At 64.3% G+C, this 21,879-nt stretch carries 21 protein-coding genes; 8 read left to right on the top strand and 13 right to left on the bottom strand.

The window, feature by feature from the left end; genetic code table 11:
* Nucleotides 1–1,127 (top strand): IS481 family transposase (locus tag VF34_RS19940; RefSeq protein ID WP_045841983.1); only part of this gene is annotated, 1,127 nt, incomplete at its 5' end.
* A gap of 102 nt (nt 1,128–1,229) precedes the next feature.
* Here VF34_RS19940 and VF34_RS19945 read toward each other — a convergent pair.
* Nucleotides 1,230–2,651 (bottom strand): NAD(P)/FAD-dependent oxidoreductase, encoded by a 1,422-nt coding sequence (locus VF34_RS19945; protein ID WP_045841984.1) that lies wholly within the window; start codon nt 2,649–2,651, stop codon nt 1,230–1,232.
* The gene (locus VF34_RS19950) at nt 2,648–4,150 is read right to left on the bottom strand and encodes a gamma-aminobutyraldehyde dehydrogenase (protein WP_032400169.1); all 1,503 of its coding nucleotides are present in this window, start codon (nt 4,148–4,150) and stop codon (nt 2,648–2,650) included. Before VF34_RS19950 ends, VF34_RS19945 begins: the two co-directional genes overlap by 4 nt.
* A gap of 142 nt (nt 4,151–4,292) precedes the next feature.
* Here VF34_RS19950 and VF34_RS19955 point away from each other — a divergent pair, with 142 nt between their 5' ends.
* Together VF34_RS19955 and VF34_RS19960 are read left to right on the top strand one after the other, a co-directional pair.
* On the top strand, nt 4,293–4,757 hold the full coding sequence (locus tag VF34_RS19955; RefSeq protein ID WP_027496424.1) for an Lrp/AsnC family transcriptional regulator: 465 nt from the start codon (nt 4,293–4,295) through the stop codon (nt 4,755–4,757).
* Nucleotides 4,754–6,121 (top strand): aspartate aminotransferase family protein, encoded by a 1,368-nt coding sequence (locus tag VF34_RS19960; protein ID WP_032371013.1) that lies wholly within the window; start codon nt 4,754–4,756, stop codon nt 6,119–6,121. Before VF34_RS19955 ends, VF34_RS19960 begins: the two co-directional genes overlap by 4 nt.
* Before the next feature lie 9 nt (nt 6,122–6,130).
* On the opposite strand, the gene VF34_RS19965 is transcribed toward VF34_RS19960, so the two are convergent.
* Together VF34_RS19965 and VF34_RS19970 are read right to left on the bottom strand one after the other, a co-directional pair.
* Nucleotides 6,131–7,414: a thymidine phosphorylase gene (locus tag VF34_RS19965; RefSeq protein WP_032408072.1), complete on the bottom strand. Its 1,284-nt coding sequence runs from the start codon at nt 7,412–7,414 to the stop codon at nt 6,131–6,133.
* Nucleotides 7,407–7,820, bottom strand: a complete 414-nt coding sequence (locus VF34_RS19970; protein ID WP_027496421.1) for a cytidine deaminase — start codon at nt 7,818–7,820, stop codon at nt 7,407–7,409. The genes VF34_RS19965 and VF34_RS19970 overlap by 8 nt, the downstream gene beginning before the upstream one ends.
* A 334-nt stretch (nt 7,821–8,154) precedes the next feature.
* Here VF34_RS19970 and sdhC point away from each other — a divergent pair, with 334 nt between their 5' ends.
* The 4 genes from sdhC to VF34_RS19990 are packed head-to-tail and all read left to right on the top strand — an operon-like array spanning nt 8,155 to nt 11,500.
* On the top strand, nt 8,155–8,496 hold the full coding sequence (gene sdhC / locus VF34_RS19975) for a succinate dehydrogenase, cytochrome b556 subunit (RefSeq protein WP_027496420.1): 342 nt from the start codon (nt 8,155–8,157) through the stop codon (nt 8,494–8,496).
* Nucleotides 8,496–8,948: a succinate dehydrogenase hydrophobic membrane anchor subunit gene (locus VF34_RS19980; RefSeq protein WP_027496419.1), complete on the top strand. Its 453-nt coding sequence runs from the start codon at nt 8,496–8,498 to the stop codon at nt 8,946–8,948. The genes sdhC and VF34_RS19980 overlap by 1 nt, the downstream gene beginning before the upstream one ends.
* Nucleotides 8,949–8,964: 16 nt before the next feature.
* On the top strand, nt 8,965–10,716 hold the full coding sequence (gene sdhA / locus VF34_RS19985) for a succinate dehydrogenase flavoprotein subunit (protein ID WP_027496418.1): 1,752 nt from the start codon (nt 8,965–8,967) through the stop codon (nt 10,714–10,716).
* Between the two features lies 1 nt (nt 10,717).
* A complete protein-coding gene (locus VF34_RS19990; protein ID WP_027496417.1) occupies nt 10,718–11,500 on the top strand; it encodes a succinate dehydrogenase iron-sulfur subunit in 783 nt (260 codons plus the stop codon).
* Between the two features lie 61 nt (nt 11,501–11,561).
* Here the strand turns inward: VF34_RS19990 and VF34_RS19995 are convergent, their stop codons facing one another.
* The 4 genes from VF34_RS19995 to VF34_RS20010 form a co-directional block, all read right to left on the bottom strand.
* Nucleotides 11,562–12,767 carry an acyl-CoA dehydrogenase family protein gene (locus VF34_RS19995; protein WP_045841985.1) on the bottom strand — a complete coding sequence of 402 codons (1,206 nt, stop codon included), beginning with the start codon at nt 12,765–12,767 and terminating at the stop codon, nt 11,562–11,564.
* An 84-nt stretch (nt 12,768–12,851) separates the two neighbouring features.
* Nucleotides 12,852–13,655, bottom strand: a complete 804-nt coding sequence (locus VF34_RS20000; RefSeq protein WP_032371015.1) for an ATP-binding cassette domain-containing protein — start codon at nt 13,653–13,655, stop codon at nt 12,852–12,854.
* Between the two features lie 2 nt (nt 13,656–13,657).
* Nucleotides 13,658–14,716: an ABC transporter permease gene (locus VF34_RS20005; RefSeq protein ID WP_032366677.1), complete on the bottom strand. Its 1,059-nt coding sequence runs from the start codon at nt 14,714–14,716 to the stop codon at nt 13,658–13,660.
* Between the two features lie 27 nt (nt 14,717–14,743).
* Nucleotides 14,744–15,694, bottom strand: a complete 951-nt coding sequence (locus VF34_RS20010) for a substrate-binding domain-containing protein (protein ID WP_032374683.1) — start codon at nt 15,692–15,694, stop codon at nt 14,744–14,746.
* Nucleotides 15,695–15,954: 260 nt separating this feature from the next.
* On the opposite strand from VF34_RS20010, the gene VF34_RS20015 reads away from it, so the two are divergent.
* Nucleotides 15,955–17,271, top strand: coding sequence for a D-alanyl-D-alanine carboxypeptidase family protein (locus VF34_RS20015; RefSeq protein WP_032374652.1), 1,317 nt, complete (start codon nt 15,955–15,957; stop codon nt 17,269–17,271).
* Between the two features lie 43 nt (nt 17,272–17,314).
* Here the strand turns inward: VF34_RS20015 and yhjD are convergent, their stop codons facing one another.
* The 5 genes from yhjD to VF34_RS20040 all read right to left on the bottom strand — a co-directional run bounded on the left by yhjD (nt 17,315) and on the right by VF34_RS20040 (nt 21,878).
* Entirely contained in the window at nt 17,315–18,334 is a 1,020-nt protein-coding gene (gene yhjD, locus VF34_RS20020) for an inner membrane protein YhjD (protein ID WP_027496411.1), read from the bottom strand.
* Between the two features lie 86 nt (nt 18,335–18,420).
* On the bottom strand, nt 18,421–19,461 hold the full coding sequence (gene trpS / locus VF34_RS20025; protein WP_032400118.1) for a tryptophan--tRNA ligase: 1,041 nt from the start codon (nt 19,459–19,461) through the stop codon (nt 18,421–18,423).
* A 202-nt stretch (nt 19,462–19,663) separates the two neighbouring features.
* Entirely contained in the window at nt 19,664–20,470 is an 807-nt protein-coding gene (locus VF34_RS20030; protein ID WP_082079239.1) for an exodeoxyribonuclease III, read from the bottom strand.
* Between the two features lie 52 nt (nt 20,471–20,522).
* The gene (gene yidC, locus VF34_RS20035) at nt 20,523–21,425 is read right to left on the bottom strand and encodes a membrane protein insertase YidC (protein WP_052061439.1); all 903 of its coding nucleotides are present in this window, start codon (nt 21,423–21,425) and stop codon (nt 20,523–20,525) included.
* Between the two features lie 63 nt (nt 21,426–21,488).
* Nucleotides 21,489–21,878, bottom strand: coding sequence for a DUF6412 domain-containing protein (locus VF34_RS20040; protein ID WP_052061440.1), 390 nt, complete (start codon nt 21,876–21,878; stop codon nt 21,489–21,491).
* Nucleotide 21,879 lies beyond the last annotated feature (1 nt).

Genomic DNA, 21,879 nt, shown 5'->3' on the forward strand with positions numbered 1-21,879 from the left:
TCTTCGACGAACGAGGCCTGTCAGGCTTCTGCGCCGATCACGGGCTCTCCCGCAGTACCGCCAACCGTCACGCCGCCCGGATCCGAGAACGGGGCCGGTGGGAACTCGACTCCCGCCGGCCCCGCTCGAGCCCGACACGCACCCCCGACACCATCGAAGCCCGCATCATCGCGCTCCGCGGCGAATTGGGCCGCGACAACGGTGCCGACAACATCCGCTACGAGCTGACCAAGATTGCCGCCGAACATGATTGGGCCGGCAAAGGCTGGAAGGTCCCGGCCCGATCGACCATCAACAACATCCTCACCCGCCACGGCCTGGTGACCCCGGAACCCAAGAAGCGACCCAAATCGTCCTACCGCCGGTTCCAATACGCCCGACCCCGTGACTGCTATCAGATCGACGCCACCGAAGTCGTACTCTCCGGCGGCGGGAAAGCCACCGTCTTCGAGGTTCTCGACGACTGCACCCGCACCCTCGTCGCGACGTACGTCTGCCACGCCGAGACCACCGCCGGTGCCATCACCGCCATCGGCAGAGCGTTCACCGACTACGGAGTACCGGCAATCGTGTTGTCCGACAACGGAATGGCATTCTGCGCGACCGCGTCGAAGGGCCGCTCGAAGTTCGGCGCGTTCGTCACCGGGTCCGGTGCCCGGCTCATTCACTCGAGCCCGTACCACCCGCAGACCAACGGCAAAGTCGAACGCCACCACCGCACCTTCAAACAGTGGCTCACCGACCAACCCACCCGGCCCGCCACCACCGCCGAGTTGCAGACGTCGTGCAACCGCTACCAGACGTTCTACAACACCGACCGCCGCCACAGTGCCGTGAACATGCCCCCGCAGCAGGCATGGAACCGCGCAACAACCCTGGGCGGCCCGCAGCACCTACCCGCCCAGGTCGACGCCACAGTCGGCACCCACTCCGTCTCCGGCTCCGGCGTGATCTCCGTCGGCGACCACACGATCTCGGTCGGACGGCCCCACGCACACACTCGCGTGACCGTCCTGCGCGACGGCAACCACATCACCACCTACACGGCCAGCGGAGAAGTCCTCGGCCACTTGCACCTGAACACCGACAAGCGCTACCAAGGACAACTCCACCGCCCCGCAGCCTAGAATCGTGTCTCACATGTATCGAGACACCCGTGTCCCACATGTATCAAGACAGCACACGTAGCAGAGCCCGAGTTTCCACGCACGTGCGGCGCAGCCGCTCGGTCAGCTGTCGAAGCCCAGACCCAACGCGTCCATTCCCTTCAGCCACAATCCCCGCCGTCCCTCGTTGCGGTCTGCACGAGCGAATTGCGCACGAGTGATGTTGATCCCGATCGACTTGAGGGGCTCGGGTGGAAACGGCAACGGCTTGGTACGCACCATTTTCAGGCGCGTTCGTTCGGTATCGCGTCCGTCGAGCAGATCCAGTGCCGTGCGGGCCCCGAAGTGCGACGCGCCGACGCCGAGGCCGGTGAACCCGGCCACCGACGCCACTCGCCCGTTCATACCCAGATCCCAGAAGGCACTGAACCGCGAGCACGTGTCGATCGATCCGCCCCACGCGTGGGTGGCACGGATTCCCTCGAGGGCTGGGAACATCTGCAGCAGATGTTCGGCGAGCAACGCGAACTCGTCTGGATGTTGGGTTCGGCGTGGGTCGGTGTCGCTACCGTAGAAGTAGTGCGCGTCCCACCCACCGAACAGGATGCGATCGTCCGCCGTCAACCGGAAATAGTGGAATCGATTGCCGGAGTCGGCCAATCCCTCGCGGCCGGACCAGCCGATTGCGGCGAGCTGCGCCGGCGTCAGTGGTTCGGTCGTGATCACGTAGTCCCACACCGGGACTATCCAGTGACGGAGCTTGCGGCGCAACGATTTCGATGCCGAGGTGGCCAGCAGAACCTTGGCTGCCTCGATGGTGCCGTAGCCCGTCTTCACCCGAATACCGTTGCCGGACTTGTCGATCGACAAGGCACGAGTGTTCTCGTGGATGCGTACGCCGAGCGACTCCGCCGCGTCGGCCAGGCCCCAGGCCAATTTGGCAGGATCGATCATCGCGACGTCGGGGTCGAACAGGGCACCGCGCGCCATCGGTGAGGTGATTTTGGCTCTCACTGCAGCGGCGTCGAGGTATTCCATCGGTTGCGACAGTCGTCTCCCCTCGTCGCCGAGCTCACGGAGGTCGTCGACCTGCCAGTCGAAATTGGCGATGTCGAGCTCGCCCGTGCGTTCGATGTCGGCGTCGATTCCGTACTTCTTCGCAGTCGCGCAGATCGCGTCGAGCGTCTCGGTTCCCATTCGCAGCAACTCGGGTAGTTCGTCGGCATACCGGTCGAGTCCGTTGCCCAGTCCGTGCGTCAGGCTGGCCGCGCAGAAGCCGCCGTTGCGTCCGGTGGCACCCTCGGCAATGCGGTCGCCTTCGAGCAAGACAATCGATCGGTGCGGGTTCTCCTCTGCCGCGTGCAGAGCCGCCCACAATCCGGTGAACCCGCCGCCGACGATCACCAGATCCGCAGACGTCGAACCGGAGTGCCGCAGCCTGGGCGTCGGTCGTTCCGGTCGGTCGAGCCAGAAGGGCTGCGGCGCTGCTCCGAGAACCATCGCCACGCCGCGATCGGTGGGTTCGGTAGCCCAGGATGCGCTCATCGTCGTAGCTCCTGATCCTCGGGTCCTGCGCTGGCGAAAACGGTGCGATGCCAGGACTTTCGGGCCACACCGGTGATGTCGGTCATCACGTGTTTGACGGTGAGGTACTCGTCGAGCGAGTAGCTCGACATGTCCTTGCCGAAGCCCGACGCTCCGAAACCGCCGTGCGGCATCTCGCTGATGATCGGTATGTGGTCGTTGATCCACACACAACCGGCCGCGATCTCCCGCGACGCTCGGCCCGCGCGGTACACGTCGCGGGTCCACGCCGAGGCCGCCAGTCCGAACGCGGTGTCGTTGGCCCGCCGAATCGCATCGTCGTCGCCGTAGTGCCGCGACACCGTGAGCACCGGTCCGAACACCTCGTCGCGGTAGATCTCGTCCTGCTCACCCACATCGGCGATCAACGTCGGCGGGTAGAAAGCACCCCTACCGTCCGGGACACGGCCTCCGGTGACGATCCTCGCTCCGATATCGCGAGCCCGATCCACCATGGCCGCAACCCGATCCCGATGCGCGATCGAGATCAGCGATCCCATGTCGGTCGCCGGATCCGTCGGATCTCCCATGACGACGCGTTCCATCACCTCGGCTACTCCGGCGACGAAATCGTCGTAGAGCGAGTCCGCGACGATGGCGCGGGTGGCTGCCGTGCAGTCTTGTCCGCCGTTGATCAACGAACCGGCGACGGCACCGTGAATCGCAGCCTCGAGGTCGGCATCGTCGAACACCACGAAGGGGGCTTTGCCGCCGAGTTCGAGCTGCACCCGGGTGCCGTGCACGGCTGCCTGCGACATCACCTGCCTCCCGACGGGAGTGGAACCGGTGAAAGTCATCAGGTCCAGGCCCGCATGCGAGGACAACGCGACTCCGGCCTCCGCTCCGGTTCCGGTGACCACGTTGAACACCCCGTCGGGCAGGCCGGCCTCCGAGGCGAGACGCGCCAGACGCAGCGTGGTCAGAGGCGTGAGTTCACTGGGCTTGAGCACGATGGAACACCCGGCCGCCAACGCCGGGATCGCCTTCCAGACGGCCATCTGCAGCGGATAGTTCCACGGCGTGATCGATCCGACCACGCCGACCGGGTCGCGTCGGATGGCCGAGGTGTGTTCGCCCGAGTACTCGGCCGCTGCCTTGCCGTCCAGATGTCGGGCAGCTCCGGCGAAGAACTCGATGTTGTCGACACTGCCCGGAACGTCGAACTCCGTTGCCAGACGCACGGTTTTACCGGTCTGGGCCACCTCTTCGGTGGCGAATTCGGCGTCGGCCGCCACCGATCGCGCCAAGTCGGCAAGCACCGCGCCGCGCTGGGCCGGCGTTGCGGTGGCCCACTGCGGTAGCGCCGAGCGCGCTCGAACGAGAGCCGCTTCGACGTCCGCTGCCGTGGCGAGACCGAACTCGGACACCACAGTTCCGGTCGCCGGGTTCTCGACGCCGCAGCGGTCGCCGCTGCCGTCCACTGCGCGTCCGTCGATCCAACAACCAGGAATGTTCGCCATGACTGCACGATACCGACCGATCCACGGATTCTCCCGGTTTCCGATCCCGCACCAACCGATTCTGTCGTCGACACAGATATTTATTGCGAATTTCATCGCCTATCGCTTGTGTCGGCGGCGGTGTCGGTGACAAGATCGACCGATGCCGGATCAGTCACCCATCGCACTCGACGACGTCTCCAAGGCGATCATCGAACAACTTCAGGAGGACGGGCGACGTTCCTACGCCGCGATCGGCAAAGCAGTCGGGTTGTCGGAAGCTGCCGTGCGGCAACGTGTTCAACGCCTGACGGACTCCGGCGTCATGCAGATCGTCGCCGTCACCGATCCGGTACAGGTCGGATTCAAGCGGCAGGCCATGATCGGCATCAAGTGCACCGGAGACAGTCATGCACTGGCCGAGCAACTCTCGGCGATCGACGCGATCGACTACGTGGTCCTCACGGCAGGCTCCTTCGACATCGTTGTCGAAGTGGTGTGCGAGGACGACGAACAACTACTACGGATTCTCAACAAGCAGATCCGCAGCCTCGACGCGGTCACCAGTACCGAAACCCTGGTCTATCTGAAACTCGTCAAGCAGCAATACAATTGGGGAACACGATGACGCGATCCACATCCGAACTCGACGCCTCCGCGGCCAAGCATCTGTGGGGCCACTTCACCCGTCACGGCGGCGGGGTCACTCCCCCGATCATCACCCGCGGTGAGGGTTCGACCATCTGGGACTCGAACGGCAAGAGCTACATCGACGGACTGTCGGGCCTCTTCGTGGTGCAGGTGGGGCACGGCCGCGAAGAACTGGCCGAGGCCGCAGCGAAGCAGGCCAAGGAATTGGCGTTCTTCCCACTGTGGTCGTATGCCACCGAGCCTGCCATCGAACTCGCCGAACGGCTCGCCGGATACGCCCCTGGGGACCTCAATCGAGTTTTCTTCACCACCGGCGGTGGCGAAGCAGTCGAGAGCGCATGGAAGCTGGCCAAGCAGTATTTCAAGAAGGTCGGCAAACCAGGTAAGCACAAGGTGATCTCGCGTGCCATCGCGTACCACGGCACCCCGCAGGGCGCTCTGGCCATCACCGGTATCCCGGCACTCAAGGAACCGTTCGAACCGTTGACCCCGGGCGCATTTCGGGTGCCGAACACCAATATCTATCGGGCTGCGGCCCCCATGGACACCGATCCCAAGGCGTTCGGAATCTGGGCGGCCGACCGCATCGCCGAGGCCATCGAATTCGAGGGCCCCGACTCGGTGGCCGCGGTGTTCCTCGAACCGGTCCAGAATGCGGGTGGCTGCTTCCCTCCTCCACCCGGATACTTCGAGCGGGTCCGCGAGATCTGCGATCGCTACGACGTCCTGTTGGTCTCGGACGAGGTCATCTGCGCGTTCGGGCGCATCGGATCGATGTTCGCCTGCAACGACTTCGGCTACGTGCCCGACATCATCACCTGCGCCAAGGGAATGACCTCGGGCTACTCCCCCATCGGCGCGATGATCGCCTCCGACAAGCTCTTCGAGCCGTTCGACGACGGCACGTCGAGCTTCGCCCACGGCTACACCTTCGGCGGACACCCCGTCTCCGCAGCCGTCGCCATGGCCAATCTCGACATCTTCGAGCGCGAGGGGCTCAACGCCCACGTTGCGGACAACGCACCCGCGTTCCGCGCGACGCTCGAAAAACTGCACGATCTGCCCATCGTCGGCGATGTGCGCGGCGAGGGGTACTTCTACGGCATCGAGTTGGTGAAGGACAAGGCCACGAAGGAAACGTTCAGCGACGCCGAAGCAGAACGCATCCTCCGCGGGTTCCTGTCCACCGCCCTGTTCGACGCCGGGCTGTACTGCCGGGCCGACGACCGCGGCGACCCGGTGGTACAGCTGGCTCCGCCATTGATCTGCGGGCAGAAGGAGTTCGACGAGATGGAACAGATCCTGCGCAGCGTGCTGACCGAGGCGGGCAACCTGATCTGACCGCCGGCGTTACTGCCCGATCCGGTCGATGACGAGGGGGGTCGGCTGCGCGGCGGTGGTGCCGATCTCCCAGCTGCCCTCGAGGGCCTGCTGTGCGTAGTCGAACTTCTCCGGGGTGTCGGTGTACAGAGTGGCCAACCGATCCCCGGCGCGAACCCGATCGCCCGGCTTGGCATGCAGACGCACGCCGGCTGCGCTCTGTACCGGCTCGCCCTGCCGCTCCCGGCCCGCGCCGAGCCGCCACGCCGCGAGGCCGACGCCCATCGCGTCCAAGCCGGTGACGACACCGTCCTGCGTCGCAGTGAATTCCTGGCTCTCACGGGCGACGGGCAGAGCGGCGTCGGGGTCGCCGCCCTGCGCCGCGATCATCGTGCGCCACCGGTCCATGGCGGACCCGTCGGCAAGCTTGTCTGCCGGATCGATGCCCTCGATCCCGGCCGCGGCGAGCATGGTGCGTGCCAGCGTGATCGTCAGCTCCACGATGTCCGCCGGCCCGCCGCCGGCCAGAACCTCCACCGACTCCTGCACTTCGAGCGCGTTGCCCGCGGTGAGGCCGAGCGGTGTGTCCATCGCCGTCAGCACCGCCAGGGTCCGTACGCCCGCATCCGTTCCGAGTTCGACCATCGCCGTTGCCAGTTCGCGTGCATCGTCGACGTTCTTCATGAACGCGCCCGCCCCGACCTTCACGTCGAGCACCAACGCGCCCGTGCCCTCCGCGATCTTCTTGCTCATGATCGAACTGGCGATCAACGGAATCGACTCGACGGTTCCGGTGACGTCGCGCAGGGCGTAGAGCTTCTTGTCGGCCGGAGCCAGATCTGCGCCTGCCGCGCAGACCACCGCGCCCACGGCGGGGTCGGCAAGAATCCGGTGCATCTCGTCGCCGCTGAGATCAGCTCGCCATCCGGGGATGGACTCGAGCTTGTCCAAGGTGCCCCCGGTATGCCCCAGCCCGCGGCCCGACAGTTGCGGCACCGCCGCTCCGCACGCAGCGACCAAGGGTGCGAGCGGCAGCGTGATCTTGTCTCCGACGCCACCGGTCGAGTGCTTGTCCACGGTAGGGAGCGGCAACGCGGAGAAGTCCATTCGCGTGCCCGACGCGATCATGGCGTTCGTCCACGTACTCAACTCCCGGCGCGACAATCCGCGCAGCAGAATTGCCATCGCCAACGCCGACATCTGTTCCGGCGCGACGCTTCCGCGGGTGAACTCGGCGATCACCCACTCGATCTGCTCGTCGTCGAGAACGCGTCCGTCGCGTTTGGCGCTGATGATCGATACGGCGTCAGGCATGGTTGTTCACGCGTCCTTCGTCGAGGTTGTCGGGGCCGAATGCGTCCGGGAGCAACTCTGCCAGTCGCCGCGGCCCGGTGGCGGTATCGACGAGCAGATCCGCGCCGCCGAACTCGTACAGCAACTGCCTGCACCGCCCGCACGGCATGAGGATCTCGCGTCGGGAATCGCAACAGGAAAAGGCAACGAGCCTGCCCCCGCCGGTCGAGTGCAGGTTCGACACCAACCCGCACTCGGCGCACAGGCCCAAACCGTATGAGACATTTTCCACATTGCACCCGGTGACAATGCGATTGTCGTCCACCAGAGCTGCCGCGCCCACCGGAAAATTGGAGTACGGGGCGTATGCGTGCCTCATGGCCCCATGGGCATTGTCGCGCAACGCATTCCAGTCGATTTCGTTCATGGTCACCCATCCAATCACGCTGTCTGAATTGATGCAGAGATCTACCCGAAACCGCCCGATTGAATTGGGAAGGCAAACCTAACACGGGATTTCGGCACCATACGAACCTCGAGTCGAATTAGTTCCGTGTTTCGAATGGGTTTACAGTTTCTATCAAGCGGCTAGTACAACCAGCACTAGGGCCGAATCGCGACAAATCGAGCCAGGTTAAGCCCGGCCACCGGGCTCGACGCGTCCACCAACGACGTTGGAGGCATTGCACTCGATGAGTAGCACGACGGAAGCCGCTCCGGTCAAGGAGCGCAAGCGGTCTCTGTACCGCGGGGACCCGGGAATGTGGTCCTGGGTTCTGCACCGCATCACAGGCGTGTTGACGTTCTTCTTCTTGTTCGTCCACGTTCTCGACACGGCGATGGTTCGGGTCAATCCCGAGACGTACGACGCCATCATCGAAACCTACAAGACCCCGCTCGTCGGACTCATGGAACTCGGCCTCGTCGCGGCAGTGCTGTACCACGCGTTGAACGGCATCCGAGTCATGCTGATCGACTTCTGGGCCAAGGGACCGCAGTACCAGAAGCTGATGCTCTGGGTCATCGCAGTCGTCTGGCTCGTCGTCATGATCCCGGGCGCGGGACGAATCTTCTACAACATGTTCACGGCGGGTGGTCACTGATGTCGACGCAGGGTCCCGAGGCGAAGGTCCTCGGCACGAACTACGACCGTCCGGCCAGCCTGGCCAACCCGCGTTCGCCGCGGCGTCAGAGCAAGGGCAACTTCGAGCTCTACGCGTGGCTGTTCATGCGGTTCTCCGGCCTGGCACTCGTCGTGCTGGTCCTGGGCCACATGTTCATCATGCTGATGCTCGACGACGGCGTACACCGCATCAACTTCGCCTTCGTCGCCGGCCGTTGGGCCAGCCCGTTCTGGCAGTTCTGGGATCTGACGATGCTGTGGCTGGCACAGCTGCACGGCGGCAACGGTCTGCGCACCATCATCGCCGACTACTCCCGCAAGGACTCGACGCGATTCTGGCTGACGACCTTGCTGGTGCTGTCGATGATCCTCATCATGGGCGTCGGCACCTACGTCATCTTCACCTTCGATCCCAACATCTCGGCGAGCTAAGGACACTGACGCTTACATGCAGGAACATCGTTACGACGTACTGATCGTCGGCGCAGGCGGTGCCGGAATGCGTGCTGCGATCGAAGCCGGACCCCGTGCTCGGACAGCCGTATTGACCAAGCTCTACCCCACCCGCTCCCACACCGGAGCAGCTCAGGGCGGCATGTGTGCCGCCCTGGCCAACGTGGAGGAAGACAACTGGGAGTGGCACACGTTCGACACCGTCAAGGGCGGCGACTACCTCGCCGACCAGGACGCGGTGGAGATCATGGCCAAGGAGGCCATCGACGCCGTCCTCGACCTCGAGAAGATGGGTCTTCCGTTCAACCGGACGCCCGAAGGAAAGATCGACCAGCGACGCTTCGGCGGCCACACCCGTGACCACGGCAAGGCACCCGTTCGTCGCGCGTGCTACGCAGCCGACCGCACCGGTCACATGATTCTGCAGACGCTCTACCAGAACTGCGTCAAGCACGACGTCGAGTTCTACAACGAGTTCTACGCGCTCGATCTCTGCCTGACCGAGACGGACGACGGGCCGGTTGCCACCGGCATCATCGCCTACGAACTCGCCACCGGCGAACTGCACATCTTCCACGCCAAGTCGATCATCTTCGCGACCGGCGGCTCGGGACGTATCTACAAGACGACCTCCAACGCGCACACTCTGACCGGCGACGGCATGAGCATCGTGTTCCGCAAGGGACTTCCCTTGGAGGACATGGAGTTCCACCAGTTCCATCCGACCGGCCTCGCAGGCCTGGGCATCCTCATCTCCGAGGCCGTCCGCGGCGAAGGCGGCATTCTGCGCAACGAGTCGGGTGAACGCTTCATGGAGCGGTACGCCCCGACCATCAAGGACCTCGCTCCGCGCGACATCGTGGCGCGGTCGATGGTGCTCGAGGTTCTCGAGGGACGCGGCGGTGGTCCCAACAAGGACTACGTCTACATCGACGTCACCCACATCCCCGAGGAAGTTCTCGACGAGAAGCTCCCCGACATCATGGAGTTCTCGCGCACCTACCTCGGTGTCGACCCCGTCAAGGAGCCGGTGCCGGTCTACCCGACCTGTCACTACGTCATGGGCGGTATCCCCACCAAGATTCGTGGTGAGGTGCTGCGCAACAACGAGGACATCGTCCCCGGCCTGTACGCGGCAGGTGAGTGTGCCTGTGTGTCGGTGCACGGCGCGAACCGTCTGGGAACCAACTCGCTGCTCGACATCAACGTCTTCGGTCGTCGTGCGGGCATCGCCGCGGCCGAGTACGCCAACTCGGTGGACTTCACCCCGCTCCCCGAGGAGCCGGCGAAGATGGTGCAGGACTGGCTCGAGCTGATCCTGTCCGACCACGGTCACGAGCGGGTGGCCGACATCCGTTCCGAGATGCAGCAGTCGATGGACAACAACGCGTCGGTCTTCCGCACGCAGGAACGCCTCGAGACGGCGCTGAAGGATGTGCGCGCCCTCAAGGAGCGCTACAACCACATCACCGTCGCGGACAAGGGCAAGCGCTACAACAGCGACCTGCTCGAGGCCATCGAACTCGGCTTCCTGCTCGAGATGGCCGAGGTGACCGTCGTCGGAGCGCTCAATCGCAAGGAATCACGCGGCGGACACGCTCGCGAGGACTTCCCCGATCGCAACGACGCCGAGTACATGAAGCACACCATGGCCTACAAGGAGGGCGAAGGTTTGCTCACCGAGATCCGCCTGGACTACAAGCCGGTAATCCAGACCCGCTACGAGCCGATGGAGCGGAAGTACTGACATGAGCGCACCCACACTGGACAAGAAGTCCGAACAGAACGATCTGCCTCCCGTGCCCGACGGCGCGGTCATGGTCACGCTCAAGATCGCTCGTTTCAACCCCGAGAGCGGCGACGGCCAGTACTGGGACACCTTCCAGGTCCCCACGCTGCCCACCGACCGCCTGCTGAACCTGCTGCACTACGTCAAGGGCTACCTCGACGGAACTCTGACGTTCCGTCGCTCGTGCGCCCACGGCGTCTGTGGCAGTGACGCGATGCGCATCAACGGCGTCAACCGTCTCGCCTGCAAGGTGCTGATGCGCGACATGCTGCCGAAGGATTCGTCGAAGACCCTCAACATCACCATCGAGCCCATCCGTGGCTTGCCGGTGGAGAAGGATCTCATCGTCAACATGGAGCCCTTCTTCGACGCGTTCCGCGCCGTGAAGCCGTTCCTCATGACGACGGGCAACGAGCCGACCCGCGAGCGCATTCAGTCGGCTGCGGACCGCGCCCGTTTCGACGACACCACCAAGTGCATCCTGTGTGCGTGCTGCACCACCTCGTGCCCGGTGTTCTGGAGCGACGGAAGCTACTTCGGTCCGGCGGCCATCGTCAACGCGCACCGGTTCATCTTCGACAGCCGTGACGAGGGTGCCACCGAGCGTCTGGACATCCTCAACGACGTCGAGGGTGTGTGGCGCTGCCGCACCACGTTCAACTGCACCGACGCATGCCCTCGTGGCATCCAGGTGACCAAGGCCATCCAGGAAGTCAAGCGCGCACTGCTGTTCGCTCGCTAGTCACCACGGCTACGACGAAAGCGCCCCTTCGCACACGCGAAGGGGCGCTTTCGTCTGTCCGTCACACGAACGCGCTGTAACCCGTCACGCCGCGGCCGACGATGAGGTTGTTGATCTGAGCGGTGCCCTCGTACGAGTACAACGCCTCGGCATCGGAGAAGAACCTGATGACCTCGTGCTCGATGAGAATTCCGTTGCCGCCCATGATCTCTCGGGCCCATCCGACCACCTCGCGCAGACGCGTCGTGCAGAACGTCTTCGCGAGCGCCGCATGCTCGTCGTGATGAACTCCGTTGCCCTGCAGTTGTGCGACGCGAACGGCCATCCCCAGAGACGCGGTGATGTTCGCCGTCATCCGCGCGATGAGATCGGCAATGAGCTGGAACGAGGCGATCGGAGACCCGAACTGCTCCCGTTCGCGCGCGTAGGCGACGGCTCGCTCGTACGCGCCCATCATGACGCCGACGGCTTGGAACGCCACTCCTCCGCGGGTCAGCCGAAGCACCTTGGCGGTGTCGGCGAACGAGTTGGCATCGGCCAGCTTGTTGGCGACCGGGACGCGGCAGTTCTCGAGATGAACGTCGGCGTTCTCCACGGCGCGAAGCGAGTACTTCCCTTCGATCTTCTCGGCCCGGAACCCCTCGAATTCCTTCTCGACCACGAAGCCCTTGACCTCGCCGTCGGCCTCGTCCTTGGCGAAGACGATCGTCAGGTCCGCGAAGGTCGCATTACCGATCCATCGCTTGCTTCCGTTGAGAATCCAATGGTCTCCATCGAGGCGAGCCGTGGTCTCCAGCCCGCCGGCGACGTCCGATCCGCCGTGCGGTTCGGAGAGTCCGAACGCCCCGATCGTCTCCATCCGCCGCATGCTGGGCAACCAGCGCTGCCGTTGTTCTTCGGACCCCAGAATCGAGATACTGCTCATCGCCAGCGAACTGTGCACGCTGAACATCGTTCCGGTGGACGGATCGACCCGCGCGAACTCCATTTCGAGCCAGCCGGTGAGTAGTTTGCGGGAGGCCTTGCGGTCGTCAAAGGTGTATCCCAGACCCGCGATTTCGAGTTCGGCGATGGCCGGCATCAGGTGTACCGGTGACACGGCCTTCTCCCAGAACTCGTTGGCTCGCGGCGCAACCTGCTCCTGGAGGAACCGGCGGGTACGCAGGACCACGTCGGTCTCGGCTTCGTCGAGCAAGCCCTGATACCCATAGAAATCCGATTCGAGGAAATCCGGCGACAGTGGCCCGAGGGGTTCGTGCTTGCTCATGGTCGACTCCTTCGTCCGGTGCCGCCCTCGGGCACCACTACTGCTCTTCTACCCGCCGTGCCCGTGTCTCACCCATCGCGGGTCTCAGCGACCGAGTTCGTGGGTAAGGGTTGCGAGCTCTTGACCCCCGGCCATTTCGGTCGTGAGCTCGTCGAGCGAGATGTCGTCGTAGGTGCAATCCAATTTCTGGCGGCCGCGGTCGAGCAGGACGAAATGATCGCCCACCAGGTACGCGTGGTGAGGATTGTGGGTGATGAACACGACGCCCAGTCCCTGTTCCTTGGCGGCAGAGATGTAGCGCAGCACCATCCCGGATTGCTTGACTCCCAGCGCCGCGGTGGGCTCGTCGAGAATCAGCACACGGGCTCCGAAGAAGATCGCGCGCGCAATTGCCACGCATTGCCGCTGACCGCCGGACAGCGCCCCGATGGGGGCATCGACGTCGGGCAGATCGATGCCCATCTTGCGCAGCTCTTCGATGGTCGTCGCGCGCATGGCGTTCGTGTCCAGAGTCTTGAAGAATCTGCCCTTCGTGAGCTCCTGGCCGAGAAAGAAGTTGCGCCACACCGGCATCAGCGCGACCACGGCAAGATCCTGGTAGACCGTCGCGATACCCAGGTCGAGAGCATCCCTCGGCGAGTCGAACGTCCTCGGTGTGCCGTCGACGAACAGCTCCCCCTCGGACTGCTTGTGCAGGCCCGCCATGATCTTGATCAACGTGGACTTGCCTGCGCCGTTGTCACCGAGAACTCCGGTGACCTCACCGGCACCGACGCGTAGGTCGATTCCGTGCAGCGCAACGATGTTGCCGTAGTTCTTACCGACGTTCTTCAGCTCGATGAGCGGCGCCGACGGCGACTGGACGGGCTGGTCCGAGGAGGTAGTCATGCTCACCTTTTCGCCGCGTAGTTACGGAAGGAGTTGTTGGCGATCACGGCGAAGAGGAGCATCGCGCCGAGAAAGAACTTGAACCAGTCGGGATTCCATCCGGCATACACGATGCCCTGGTTGGTCATTCCGAAGATGAACGCACCGATGAAGGCTCCGACGGCGGTGCCGTACCCACCCGTGAGCAGACACCCTCCGATGACTGCCGCGATGATGTAGAGGAATTCGTTGCCGACGCCTTGGCCGGACTGCACGGTGTCGAACGCGAACAGCAGGTGCATCCCGACGAACCACGCGCAGAACCCTACGAACACGAACAGGCCGATCTTGACCTTGGTCACCGGAACACCGACGGCCCTGGCCGATTCCTGATCGCCGCCGACGGCGAAGATCCAGTTACCGATGCGAGTTCTCATGAGCACCCACGTGGCCACGAGTGTGAACACGACCCACCACACGACGGTGATACGGATGGAGACCCCGAACAGCGAGAACGACGAAGAGAACACGGCCTTCGCCGAGTCGAAGCCCTGCATGTCCGAGATCGACGGGGTCGCAACCTGTCCGGTGACGAGTTTGGTGACGGCCAGATTGATGCCGGTGAGCATCAGGAACGATGCCAGCGTGATCAGGAACGACGGAATTCTCGTCTTCGTCACCAGATACCCGTTGACGAAGCCGACCGCCGATGCCAGGCCCAGCGCCAGCACAGCTCCGGTCCACACGTTGAGATGCAGGTTGTAGGCGAGCATCGAGGCCATGATCGAGGAGAACGTGACCGCGACCCCGGTGGACAGGTCGAACTCGCCGCCGATCATCAGCAGCGCGACACCGATCGCCATGATTCCGATCGTCGACGACGCGTACAGCACGGTCGCCAGCGCTTCGGGAGACCGAAACGGCGGCGCGACGATGCAGAAGAAGACGAAGATGGCGATCGCACCGAACAGGGCACCCATCTCTGGGCGAATCAGCAAGCGCTGCAACGGTTTCTGCTTCTTCACCCGCTCGTCCAGGATCACGGCGTGCGTTCCCGAAGCCGGGTCGGCCTGTGTTGGCATGATGTTCCTTCCGCGTCCGGACGACGCTCAGCGAGTTCCGTTGCGGGCGTACTCGGCGATGGCCTCGATGTTGGTCGAGTCGACGAAGGCCGGGCCGGTGAGCACCGGGGTGCCGCCGCCGATGGTGTTGCCGTTGTTGAGGTAGAGCCACAGGGAGTCGATGGCGAGATAACCCTGCAGATAGGGCTGCTGATCGATGGCCCAGGCGACGTCACCGGACTCGATCGCGTCGACGAGAGCCGCGTTGGTGTCGAACGTGACGACGGTGGCGTCGCTACCGGCATTGGTCTTCGATTGCACCGCGGTCAGTGCGATTGGGGCCGCGAGCGCTACCACGTGATCGATGCTCGGGTCCTGCTGGAGCTTCGCGGTGATCGTCGCCTCGACCGACGGCATGTCCTTGCTGTTGACGTTCAGAATTTCGGTGCTGCCCCCGGTGAAGCCCTGTCGAACTCCTGCGCAGCGTGCTTCGAGCGCTACCGCACCCTGCTCCTGGATGATGCACAAGGTCTTTCGCGCACCGTCGTCGGTGAGCCGCGCCCCGGCAGCCCTACCCGCGATGGTTTCGTCCTGACCGAAGTACTGCTGCACCCCCATTGCGCTCCATGCGTCGTAGCCGGAATTGAAGGCGACGACCGGGATGCCCGCTGCGGTTGCCGCCTCGACAGCCGGAGCCATGGCCTCGGGCTTGGCCAGTGTCAGAGCGATGCCGTCCACCTTCGAGTCGATCGCGCTCTGAACGAGATTGGCTTGATTGGGTGCCTCCGGATCGGCCGAGTAGCGGAGCTCGATGTTGTCCTTGGCGGCTGCGGCCTCGGCTCCCTTTCGGATGAGATCCCAGAACGTGTCGCCCGGTACCTCGTGCGTGATCATCGCTACCGTCGCCGCAGGCGTGTTCGCCACTCCCGCATTGCTGCCGTTGTCGGTAGATCGTGGAGCCCCACCGGTGCTCGAACAGGCCGTCAGCGTCAGCACCATCACCAACCCGAGTGCGACACCCGCCCCACCGGCGCGGCGTCGAACCGAGCGGAGCGAGCCGGTACGGGCCGCCTGTCGAAATGTCATCCGGGTTCCTCTCGGGCGACCGAGCTGTCGGTAGTACAGCTCGGCGGATCACTGTCTGTACAACGTAATGCCGATCACAGACGATGGACGTAGTTTGGCAGGGCCTTCGAACCGGCCCGCTCCCCGGTGGGTCGCGGCCTCGGTGACCTCTGCAGCGCCTATGGTAATTCGCGATGAAAAGGACTCGAAAGTTCGTAGCCGTGTGGGCGACAGCTCTCGCTCTCGCCGGCGTCGGCGGCGGCCCGGCATCGGCGCAGCCGGCAGTCGAGCCACCCGTCGTATCGACGACGCCACCGTTCACGACGCCGAACACCGACGCGTGCCCGTTCGCGGCCTCGCCGCCCCCGGCGATCGATTCCTCGGATGTTCCGGCTCCGGGTAGCACTGCGCCACAACCGGTTCCGATCCCGGCGGACCCGGTGGGCGGATCCCGACTGGCCGAGTGCGGCGCGATCGTGCCGGACGGCGCGCCCCCACTGCCCGCGGACATCTCGGCAACCGGGTTCGTGGTGGCAGACCTCGATTCCGGATCGGTGGTAGCCGCCAAGGATCCACACGGTCGGCACCGACCGGCGAGCACGATCAAAATACTGCTCGCCCTCGTCGCTCTGGACGAGCTGGACCTCGGCAAACAGATCACCGCGACGGCCGAGGACGCCGACGCAGAAGGCAGCGCCGTCGGCATCGGGAAGAACGGTGTCTACACCAATCTGCAACTGTTGCAGGGCCTGGTCATGGCGTCGGGAAACGATGCCGCGCATGCCTTGTCGGCTCAGCTGGGAGGTGACGCCGCGACCGTCGAGAAGATGAATGCCAAGGCAGCAGAGTTGGGCGCGCTCGACACACGGACCGCGACCCCCTCCGGCCTGGACGGGCCCGGCATGGCGAGCTCGGCCTACGACCTGGCACTGTTCTACCGGGAGGCCATGCGCAATTCGACCTTCGCGCAACTGATTTCGACCGAGAACGTGCAGTTTCCCGGCTATCCGAAGGATCCCACGATCCCCGACGACCAAGACCGCCCCGGTTTCACGCTGTCCAACGACAACCAGCTGCTCTACAACTATCCGGGCGCTCTCGGCGGCAAGACCGGCTACACCGACGATGCCCGGCAGACCTTCGTGGCGGGTGCCGAACGCAACGGTCGCCGTCTGGTCGTGACGCTCATGAAGGGTGACGTACTACCGATCCGGCCGTGGGAACAGGCGGCTCGGCTGCTCGACTACGGGTTCGCCCTGGATACGAGCAGCAGCGTCGGCGATCTGGTCGAACCGGATTCCACGTCGCCGGTGACGAGTACACGTGCCACCAGCGCGGTGCCAACCCTTGCTCAACCCCCTGCGTCGGCGTCGAGTGCCGAATCGGGTACCCGACAATCCGATCTGCAGGCGCAGGGCGACACGGTCGTGCGCATCGCGATCGGGGTCATCGGTGCACTGGTCGTGGCCGGTTTGCTGTGGGGCGCACGCACACTGTCTCGCCGCCCCTGAACTCCCCCGCCGCCTCTCACATTCGCAGGTAGGTTGCCTCGGATCAGCGTCGCCGATTGCGAAGTCCAGCGATACCCAGAGCGGCCAGAGCGCCCGCGCCCACCAAGGCCAGACCACCCTTGACACCCGGGCCGTCGCTCACCTCGACCCGGGTGTTGATCACCGCGGGGTCCGGCGCCGGCACATGGGCGTCAGCAAGGCTCTCCCGAGTGGTGGCTGCGAACGCAGTCGAGAACAGCACCAACCGCGACGTCGTGAACACGAACACCAACAGACCGATGATGGGACCGAACACGACTCCGGCGGGCCCGCTCGTGACGGACGCGAGGTAGATCGCGCCGAGTTGCTTGAAGATCTCGAAACCGACTGCGGCCAACAGTGCACCTTTGGCCGCACTGCGCCACGACACCGGTTCGCGGGGCAGACGTGAGATCACCCAGGTGAACAGCGCCCACGTTCCGGCAAGCGCGAGCAGTATCGAGAAGACCCGCAGCGCCACTCCGACGCCGGGAACGGAATCGAGGTTCAACCATTCCAGAATGCCACGCATGACGCCGCCCCCGGCCAACGCGGACAGCCCGAGAGAAAGCACCAGAGCTGCTCCCAGGCCGAGCAGAGCCGCGAGGTCCTTGGCCTTGGTCGCAAGGAATCCACCCGACTCGTGCTGGCTCTCCCACATCGCGGTCAGGGCCTCACGCAGATTGGCCACCCAACCGAGCCCCGCGTACAGCGCGCCGAGCAGGCCGATGACACCGACACCGGTACGGGACTCGATCGCGGTATCGATCAGCGAGCTGATCGTCTCACCGAAGCTACCGGGGACGTTCTCGGCGATCTGCGACTGAATCTCGGCAAGCCATTCGGGCTGATTCACCAGTACGAACCCGGCAACGGCGAATGCAACCATCAGCAGCGGAAACAACGCCAGCACACTGAAATACGTCATTCCAGCGGCGTAGTAATCGCCCTTCTGCCCCTGATACCGCTGCGCGGCAACAACAGTGTGATCCAGCCACGGCCACCGAGCACGCCGATCGTCGAGCATGGCCTTGAAATCGGGCATGGCACTCACCTTTTCGCTGTCGTCGGCGGCTGTTCGGGCCGTGTCCTCGAAATGTCGTGTAGCGCGAATATCGTGTACTGACAGGTCTATGCGCCGGGAGGAAGGAACCCCACCCTGTCGTACACCTGAGCCAGCGTTCTGCTCGCGACCTCCCTGGCTCGATCCGCACCGGCAGCGAGGAGGCGATCCAATTCGGCTACGTCGGACATGAATCCGTCCATTCGTTCGCGCAGCGGAACCACGAACTCGGTCAGCACGTCGGCAGTGTCGGACTTGAGATCGCCGTAGCCCTTGCCTGCGTAACCGGCGACCAGATCATCGATGCTCTTCCCGGACAAAGCGGACTGAATCACCAGAAGATTGCTGACGCCTGCCTTGTTCTCCGGATCGAAGACGATATCGCGTTCGTTGTCCGTCACTGCCGAACGAATCTTCTTCGCGGACACCTTCGGATCGTCCAGGATGTTGACGATGCCCGCCGGATTCGACGACGACTTGCTCATCTTCGCCGTCGGATCCTGCAGGTCGAAGATCTTGGCCGTGCCCTTGATGATGTGTGCATCGGGAACCACGAAGGTCTTCTTGAACCGCGAGTTGAACCTCTGCGCCAGATCGCGAGTCAACTCCAGATGCTGACGCTGATCCTCGCCCACCGGAACGAGATTCGGCCGGTACAGCAGGATGTCCGCGGCCTGCAGAATGGGATAGGTGAACAACCCGACGCTGGTGTGATCGCGACCCTGCTTGGCGGACTTGTCCTTGAACTGCGTCATCCGGCCGGCTTCGCCGAACCCGGTGATGCAGTTGAGAACCCACGCCAACTGCGCATGCTCGGGAACCTGGCTCTGCACGAACAACGTCGACTTCTCGGGATCGATACCCACCGCCAACAGTTGTGCGGCCGCTATCCGGGTGCGCCGACGCAATTCCTTCGGGTCCTGCGGAACCGTGATCGCATGGAGATCGGGAACGAAGTAGAACGCATCGAACTCCTCCTGCAACTCCACCCAGTTCCGCACAGCACCCAGGTAGTTACCGAGATGGAACGAATCCGCCGTCGGTTGGATGCCCGAGAGCACCCGACGACGCGGACCCTGCGACGTGTCGATCGAGTCAGGAGAAGACATGCGGCAATCTTTTCACGCCGTCCCCGACCCGTACCGATTGCCTTGCCACACCAGTCGCTCCGCAGGCTCCGCTCCTCACCACACCGGTCACTCCGCAGGCTCCGCTCCCACCACCCGGTCACTCCGCAGACTCCGCTCCTAACACCCCGGTCACTCCGCAGGCTCCACTCCTAACACCCCGGTCACTCCGCAGGCTCCGCTCCTAGCGGTAGCGCACCGTCACCGGCGCGTGATCGGACCACCGCTGGTCGTACGCCTCCGCTCTTTCGGTGACAGCTTCTTTCGCACGCTCGGCCAGATCACCGGTGGCGAGTTGGTAGTCGATGCGCCACCCGGCGTCGTTGTCGAACGCCTTACCGCGGTAGGACCACCAGCTGTACGGCCCCTCGACGCCGGGGTGCAGCTCACGCACGACGTCGGTCCACGGTGACTTCTCGGCGAGCAATCGCGATACCCACTCACGTTCTTCGGGCAGGAAACCCGACTTCTTGCGGTTGGTCTTCCACGACTTCAGATCTGCTTCGGTATGGGCGATGTTCCAGTCGCCGCAGACCACGACGTCGCGCTCGGCGGACGTCGTTGCCTTGGCGGTCTTGGCGAGATACTTCGCGAACGCAGCCATGAAGCGTTCCTTCTCGTCCTGTCGGTCGGTCCCCACCTCGCCCGACGGCAGGTACAGGCTCGCCACGGTGACGTCACCGTAGTCTCCTTCGATGTAGCGACCCGCGTCGGCGAATTCAGCGACGCCGATGCCGGTTCTGATCGCCTCCGGCGCGGCCCTCGACAGCAGGGCTACACCGTTGCGTCCCTTTGCCGACGGTTCCGCCGACGCCAGATGCCATCCCGCATCGAGGGCCGGGGCCAGTGCTGTGGTCAGCTCGCCGTCGTTGGCGCGTGTCTCCTGAAGACAGATGACGTCGGCATCGGTGGCCTCGAGCCACGGAAGCATGCCCTTGCGAACAGCCGCGCGGATCCCGTTGACGTTGACAGTGGAAATAGTGATCGGCACGCCGACGACCGTAGCGGAGGCCACCGACAACCGGCAGGTGGCCTCCGCAGGCTCACCTTCTCTTCGGTTTGGCTCTTGGCTTCGGAGCCGTCACCGCCGAAGTCATCGACGGCACCGCGACCGGCTCCCGGTCGATCCGTCGGTAGACGATGTGCTGCTGGGCGTAGGTCCAGATGTTGTTGCTCACCCAATAGAGCAGCACCGCAACGGGCAGCACCGGGCCACCGATCAGCACCCCGGCCGGGAAGACCCACAGCGCGAGTTTGTTCATGATCGCGGTCTGCGGGTTCGCCGCGGCGGCCGCATCCTGACGCGCGATCGATGCCCGGGAGTTCAGGTGGGTAGCCACCGCGGCAACGATCATCAACGGCACCGCGACGACCGCGATGCTCCACACCGACGGCACCCCACCGAACGGACCGAACGCTTCGAGAACATCTCGAGAGCTACTGACGGCAGCGGAGATCGGTGCGCCGAACAGCCGCGCGTCGAGAAACGACTGCACATCGCCCGCACCGAACACGTAGTTGGCTGTACTCGCATTCTCCTGCGCCGACATACCGAGATGCCCGAACCCGGTTCCCGTCCGGTTGAACGAGCGCAACACGTGCAGCAGACCGATGAACACCGGTGCTTGCGCGAGCAGCGGGAGGCAACCCATCAGTGGGTTCACCCCGTGTTCCTTTTGCACTGTGCGGATTTCCGTGGCCTGTCGAGCCCGGTCACCGGAGTACTTCTTCCGTACCTCCTCGAGCCTGGGTTGGAGTTTCTTCATGGCGAGCTGTGAACGAATCTGACCGACGAACGGTTTGATCAACAGCGTTCGTAGCGTGAAGACCAAAAATACGACGGCCAAGGCCCAGGCGACGCCGTTGTCGGGGCCGAGCACGAAACCGAACACCCGGTGCCAGAACCACAGCACCGCGGAGACGGGGTAATAGACGAAATCGAGCATGATGGAGTGCCTCACTGAGAGAGAAATCGGTCGGATGACGTCTCGACCGGATCTCGCAGTGGCTCAGCGGAACTGGAGCCACCGATCCGGTCCGTGAACCGATCCGGGTGCTCTCGGCATAGGGCGGCCTGGCGTGTCGGGTTGCTCTTGTCTGCGGTAGGCCCCGCGGAGTCTGCCGCCGTCGGATCCGGCGGTTGTGGACGCGGGCGGCACCACGACGAGGACGTCGGCCGATGCACCCGTCACCAGCAGTGCCGCAGCCACCAACGCACCGAACATCGCTATCTGGGCCGCGGGCTGGGCATCGACGACGGCGAAGACGACCAGCAGGACTGCCGCCACCCCGACAAGGGTGACCACTGCGGCTCGCCACGGCGACACCGCACGCCTGGAAATTACGTCGAATGCAGCCGTCGAACCGACACGGCGGGTGGCGTTGTCGATGGACAACATA

Source organism: Rhodococcus sp. PML026, from assembly GCF_000963615.1.
Lineage (GTDB): Bacteria > Actinomycetota > Actinomycetes > Mycobacteriales > Mycobacteriaceae > Rhodococcoides > Rhodococcoides fascians.

Excerpts from the sequence above, each read along its gene's own strand:
- VF34_RS20000 (WP_032371015.1), bottom strand. The coding sequence starts at position 13,655 with ATGACTACCTCCTCGGACCAGCCCGTCCAGTCGCCGTCGGCGCCGCTC.
- trpS (WP_032400118.1), bottom strand. The coding sequence starts at position 19,461 with ATGTCTTCTCCTGACTCGATCGACACGTCGCAGGGTCCGCGTCGTCGG.
- VF34_RS19970 (WP_027496421.1), bottom strand. The coding sequence starts at position 7,820 with ATGAACGAAATCGACTGGAATGCGTTGCGCGACAATGCCCATGGGGCC.
- VF34_RS19945 (WP_045841984.1), bottom strand. The coding sequence starts at position 2,651 with ATGAGCGCATCCTGGGCTACCGAACCCACCGATCGCGGCGTGGCGATG.
- VF34_RS20005 (WP_032366677.1), bottom strand. The coding sequence starts at position 14,716 with ATGCCAACACAGGCCGACCCGGCTTCGGGAACGCACGCCGTGATCCTG.
- yhjD (WP_027496411.1), bottom strand. The coding sequence starts at position 18,334 with ATGCCCGATTTCAAGGCCATGCTCGACGATCGGCGTGCTCGGTGGCCG.
- VF34_RS20010 (WP_032374683.1), bottom strand. The coding sequence starts at position 15,694 with ATGGTGCTGACGCTGACGGCCTGTTCGAGCACCGGTGGGGCTCCACGA.
- VF34_RS19980 (WP_027496419.1), top strand. The coding sequence starts at position 8,496 with ATGTCGACGCAGGGTCCCGAGGCGAAGGTCCTCGGCACGAACTACGAC.
- VF34_RS19955 (WP_027496424.1), top strand. The coding sequence starts at position 4,293 with ATGCCGGATCAGTCACCCATCGCACTCGACGACGTCTCCAAGGCGATC.
- VF34_RS20015 (WP_032374652.1), top strand. The coding sequence starts at position 15,955 with ATGAAAAGGACTCGAAAGTTCGTAGCCGTGTGGGCGACAGCTCTCGCT.
- VF34_RS19960 (WP_032371013.1), top strand. The coding sequence starts at position 4,754 with ATGACGCGATCCACATCCGAACTCGACGCCTCCGCGGCCAAGCATCTG.
- VF34_RS19995 (WP_045841985.1), bottom strand. The coding sequence starts at position 12,767 with ATGAGCAAGCACGAACCCCTCGGGCCACTGTCGCCGGATTTCCTCGAA.
- VF34_RS19950 (WP_032400169.1), bottom strand. The coding sequence starts at position 4,150 with ATGGCGAACATTCCTGGTTGTTGGATCGACGGACGCGCAGTGGACGGC.
- sdhA (WP_027496418.1), top strand. The coding sequence starts at position 8,965 with ATGCAGGAACATCGTTACGACGTACTGATCGTCGGCGCAGGCGGTGCC.
- VF34_RS20040 (WP_052061440.1), bottom strand. The coding sequence starts at position 21,878 with ATGTTGTCCATCGACAACGCCACCCGCCGTGTCGGTTCGACGGCTGCA.
- VF34_RS19965 (WP_032408072.1), bottom strand. The coding sequence starts at position 7,414 with ATGCCTGACGCCGTATCGATCATCAGCGCCAAACGCGACGGACGCGTT.
- yidC (WP_052061439.1), bottom strand. The coding sequence starts at position 21,425 with ATGCTCGATTTCGTCTATTACCCCGTCTCCGCGGTGCTGTGGTTCTGG.
- sdhC (WP_027496420.1), top strand. The coding sequence starts at position 8,155 with ATGTGGTCCTGGGTTCTGCACCGCATCACAGGCGTGTTGACGTTCTTC.
- VF34_RS19990 (WP_027496417.1), top strand. The coding sequence starts at position 10,718 with ATGAGCGCACCCACACTGGACAAGAAGTCCGAACAGAACGATCTGCCT.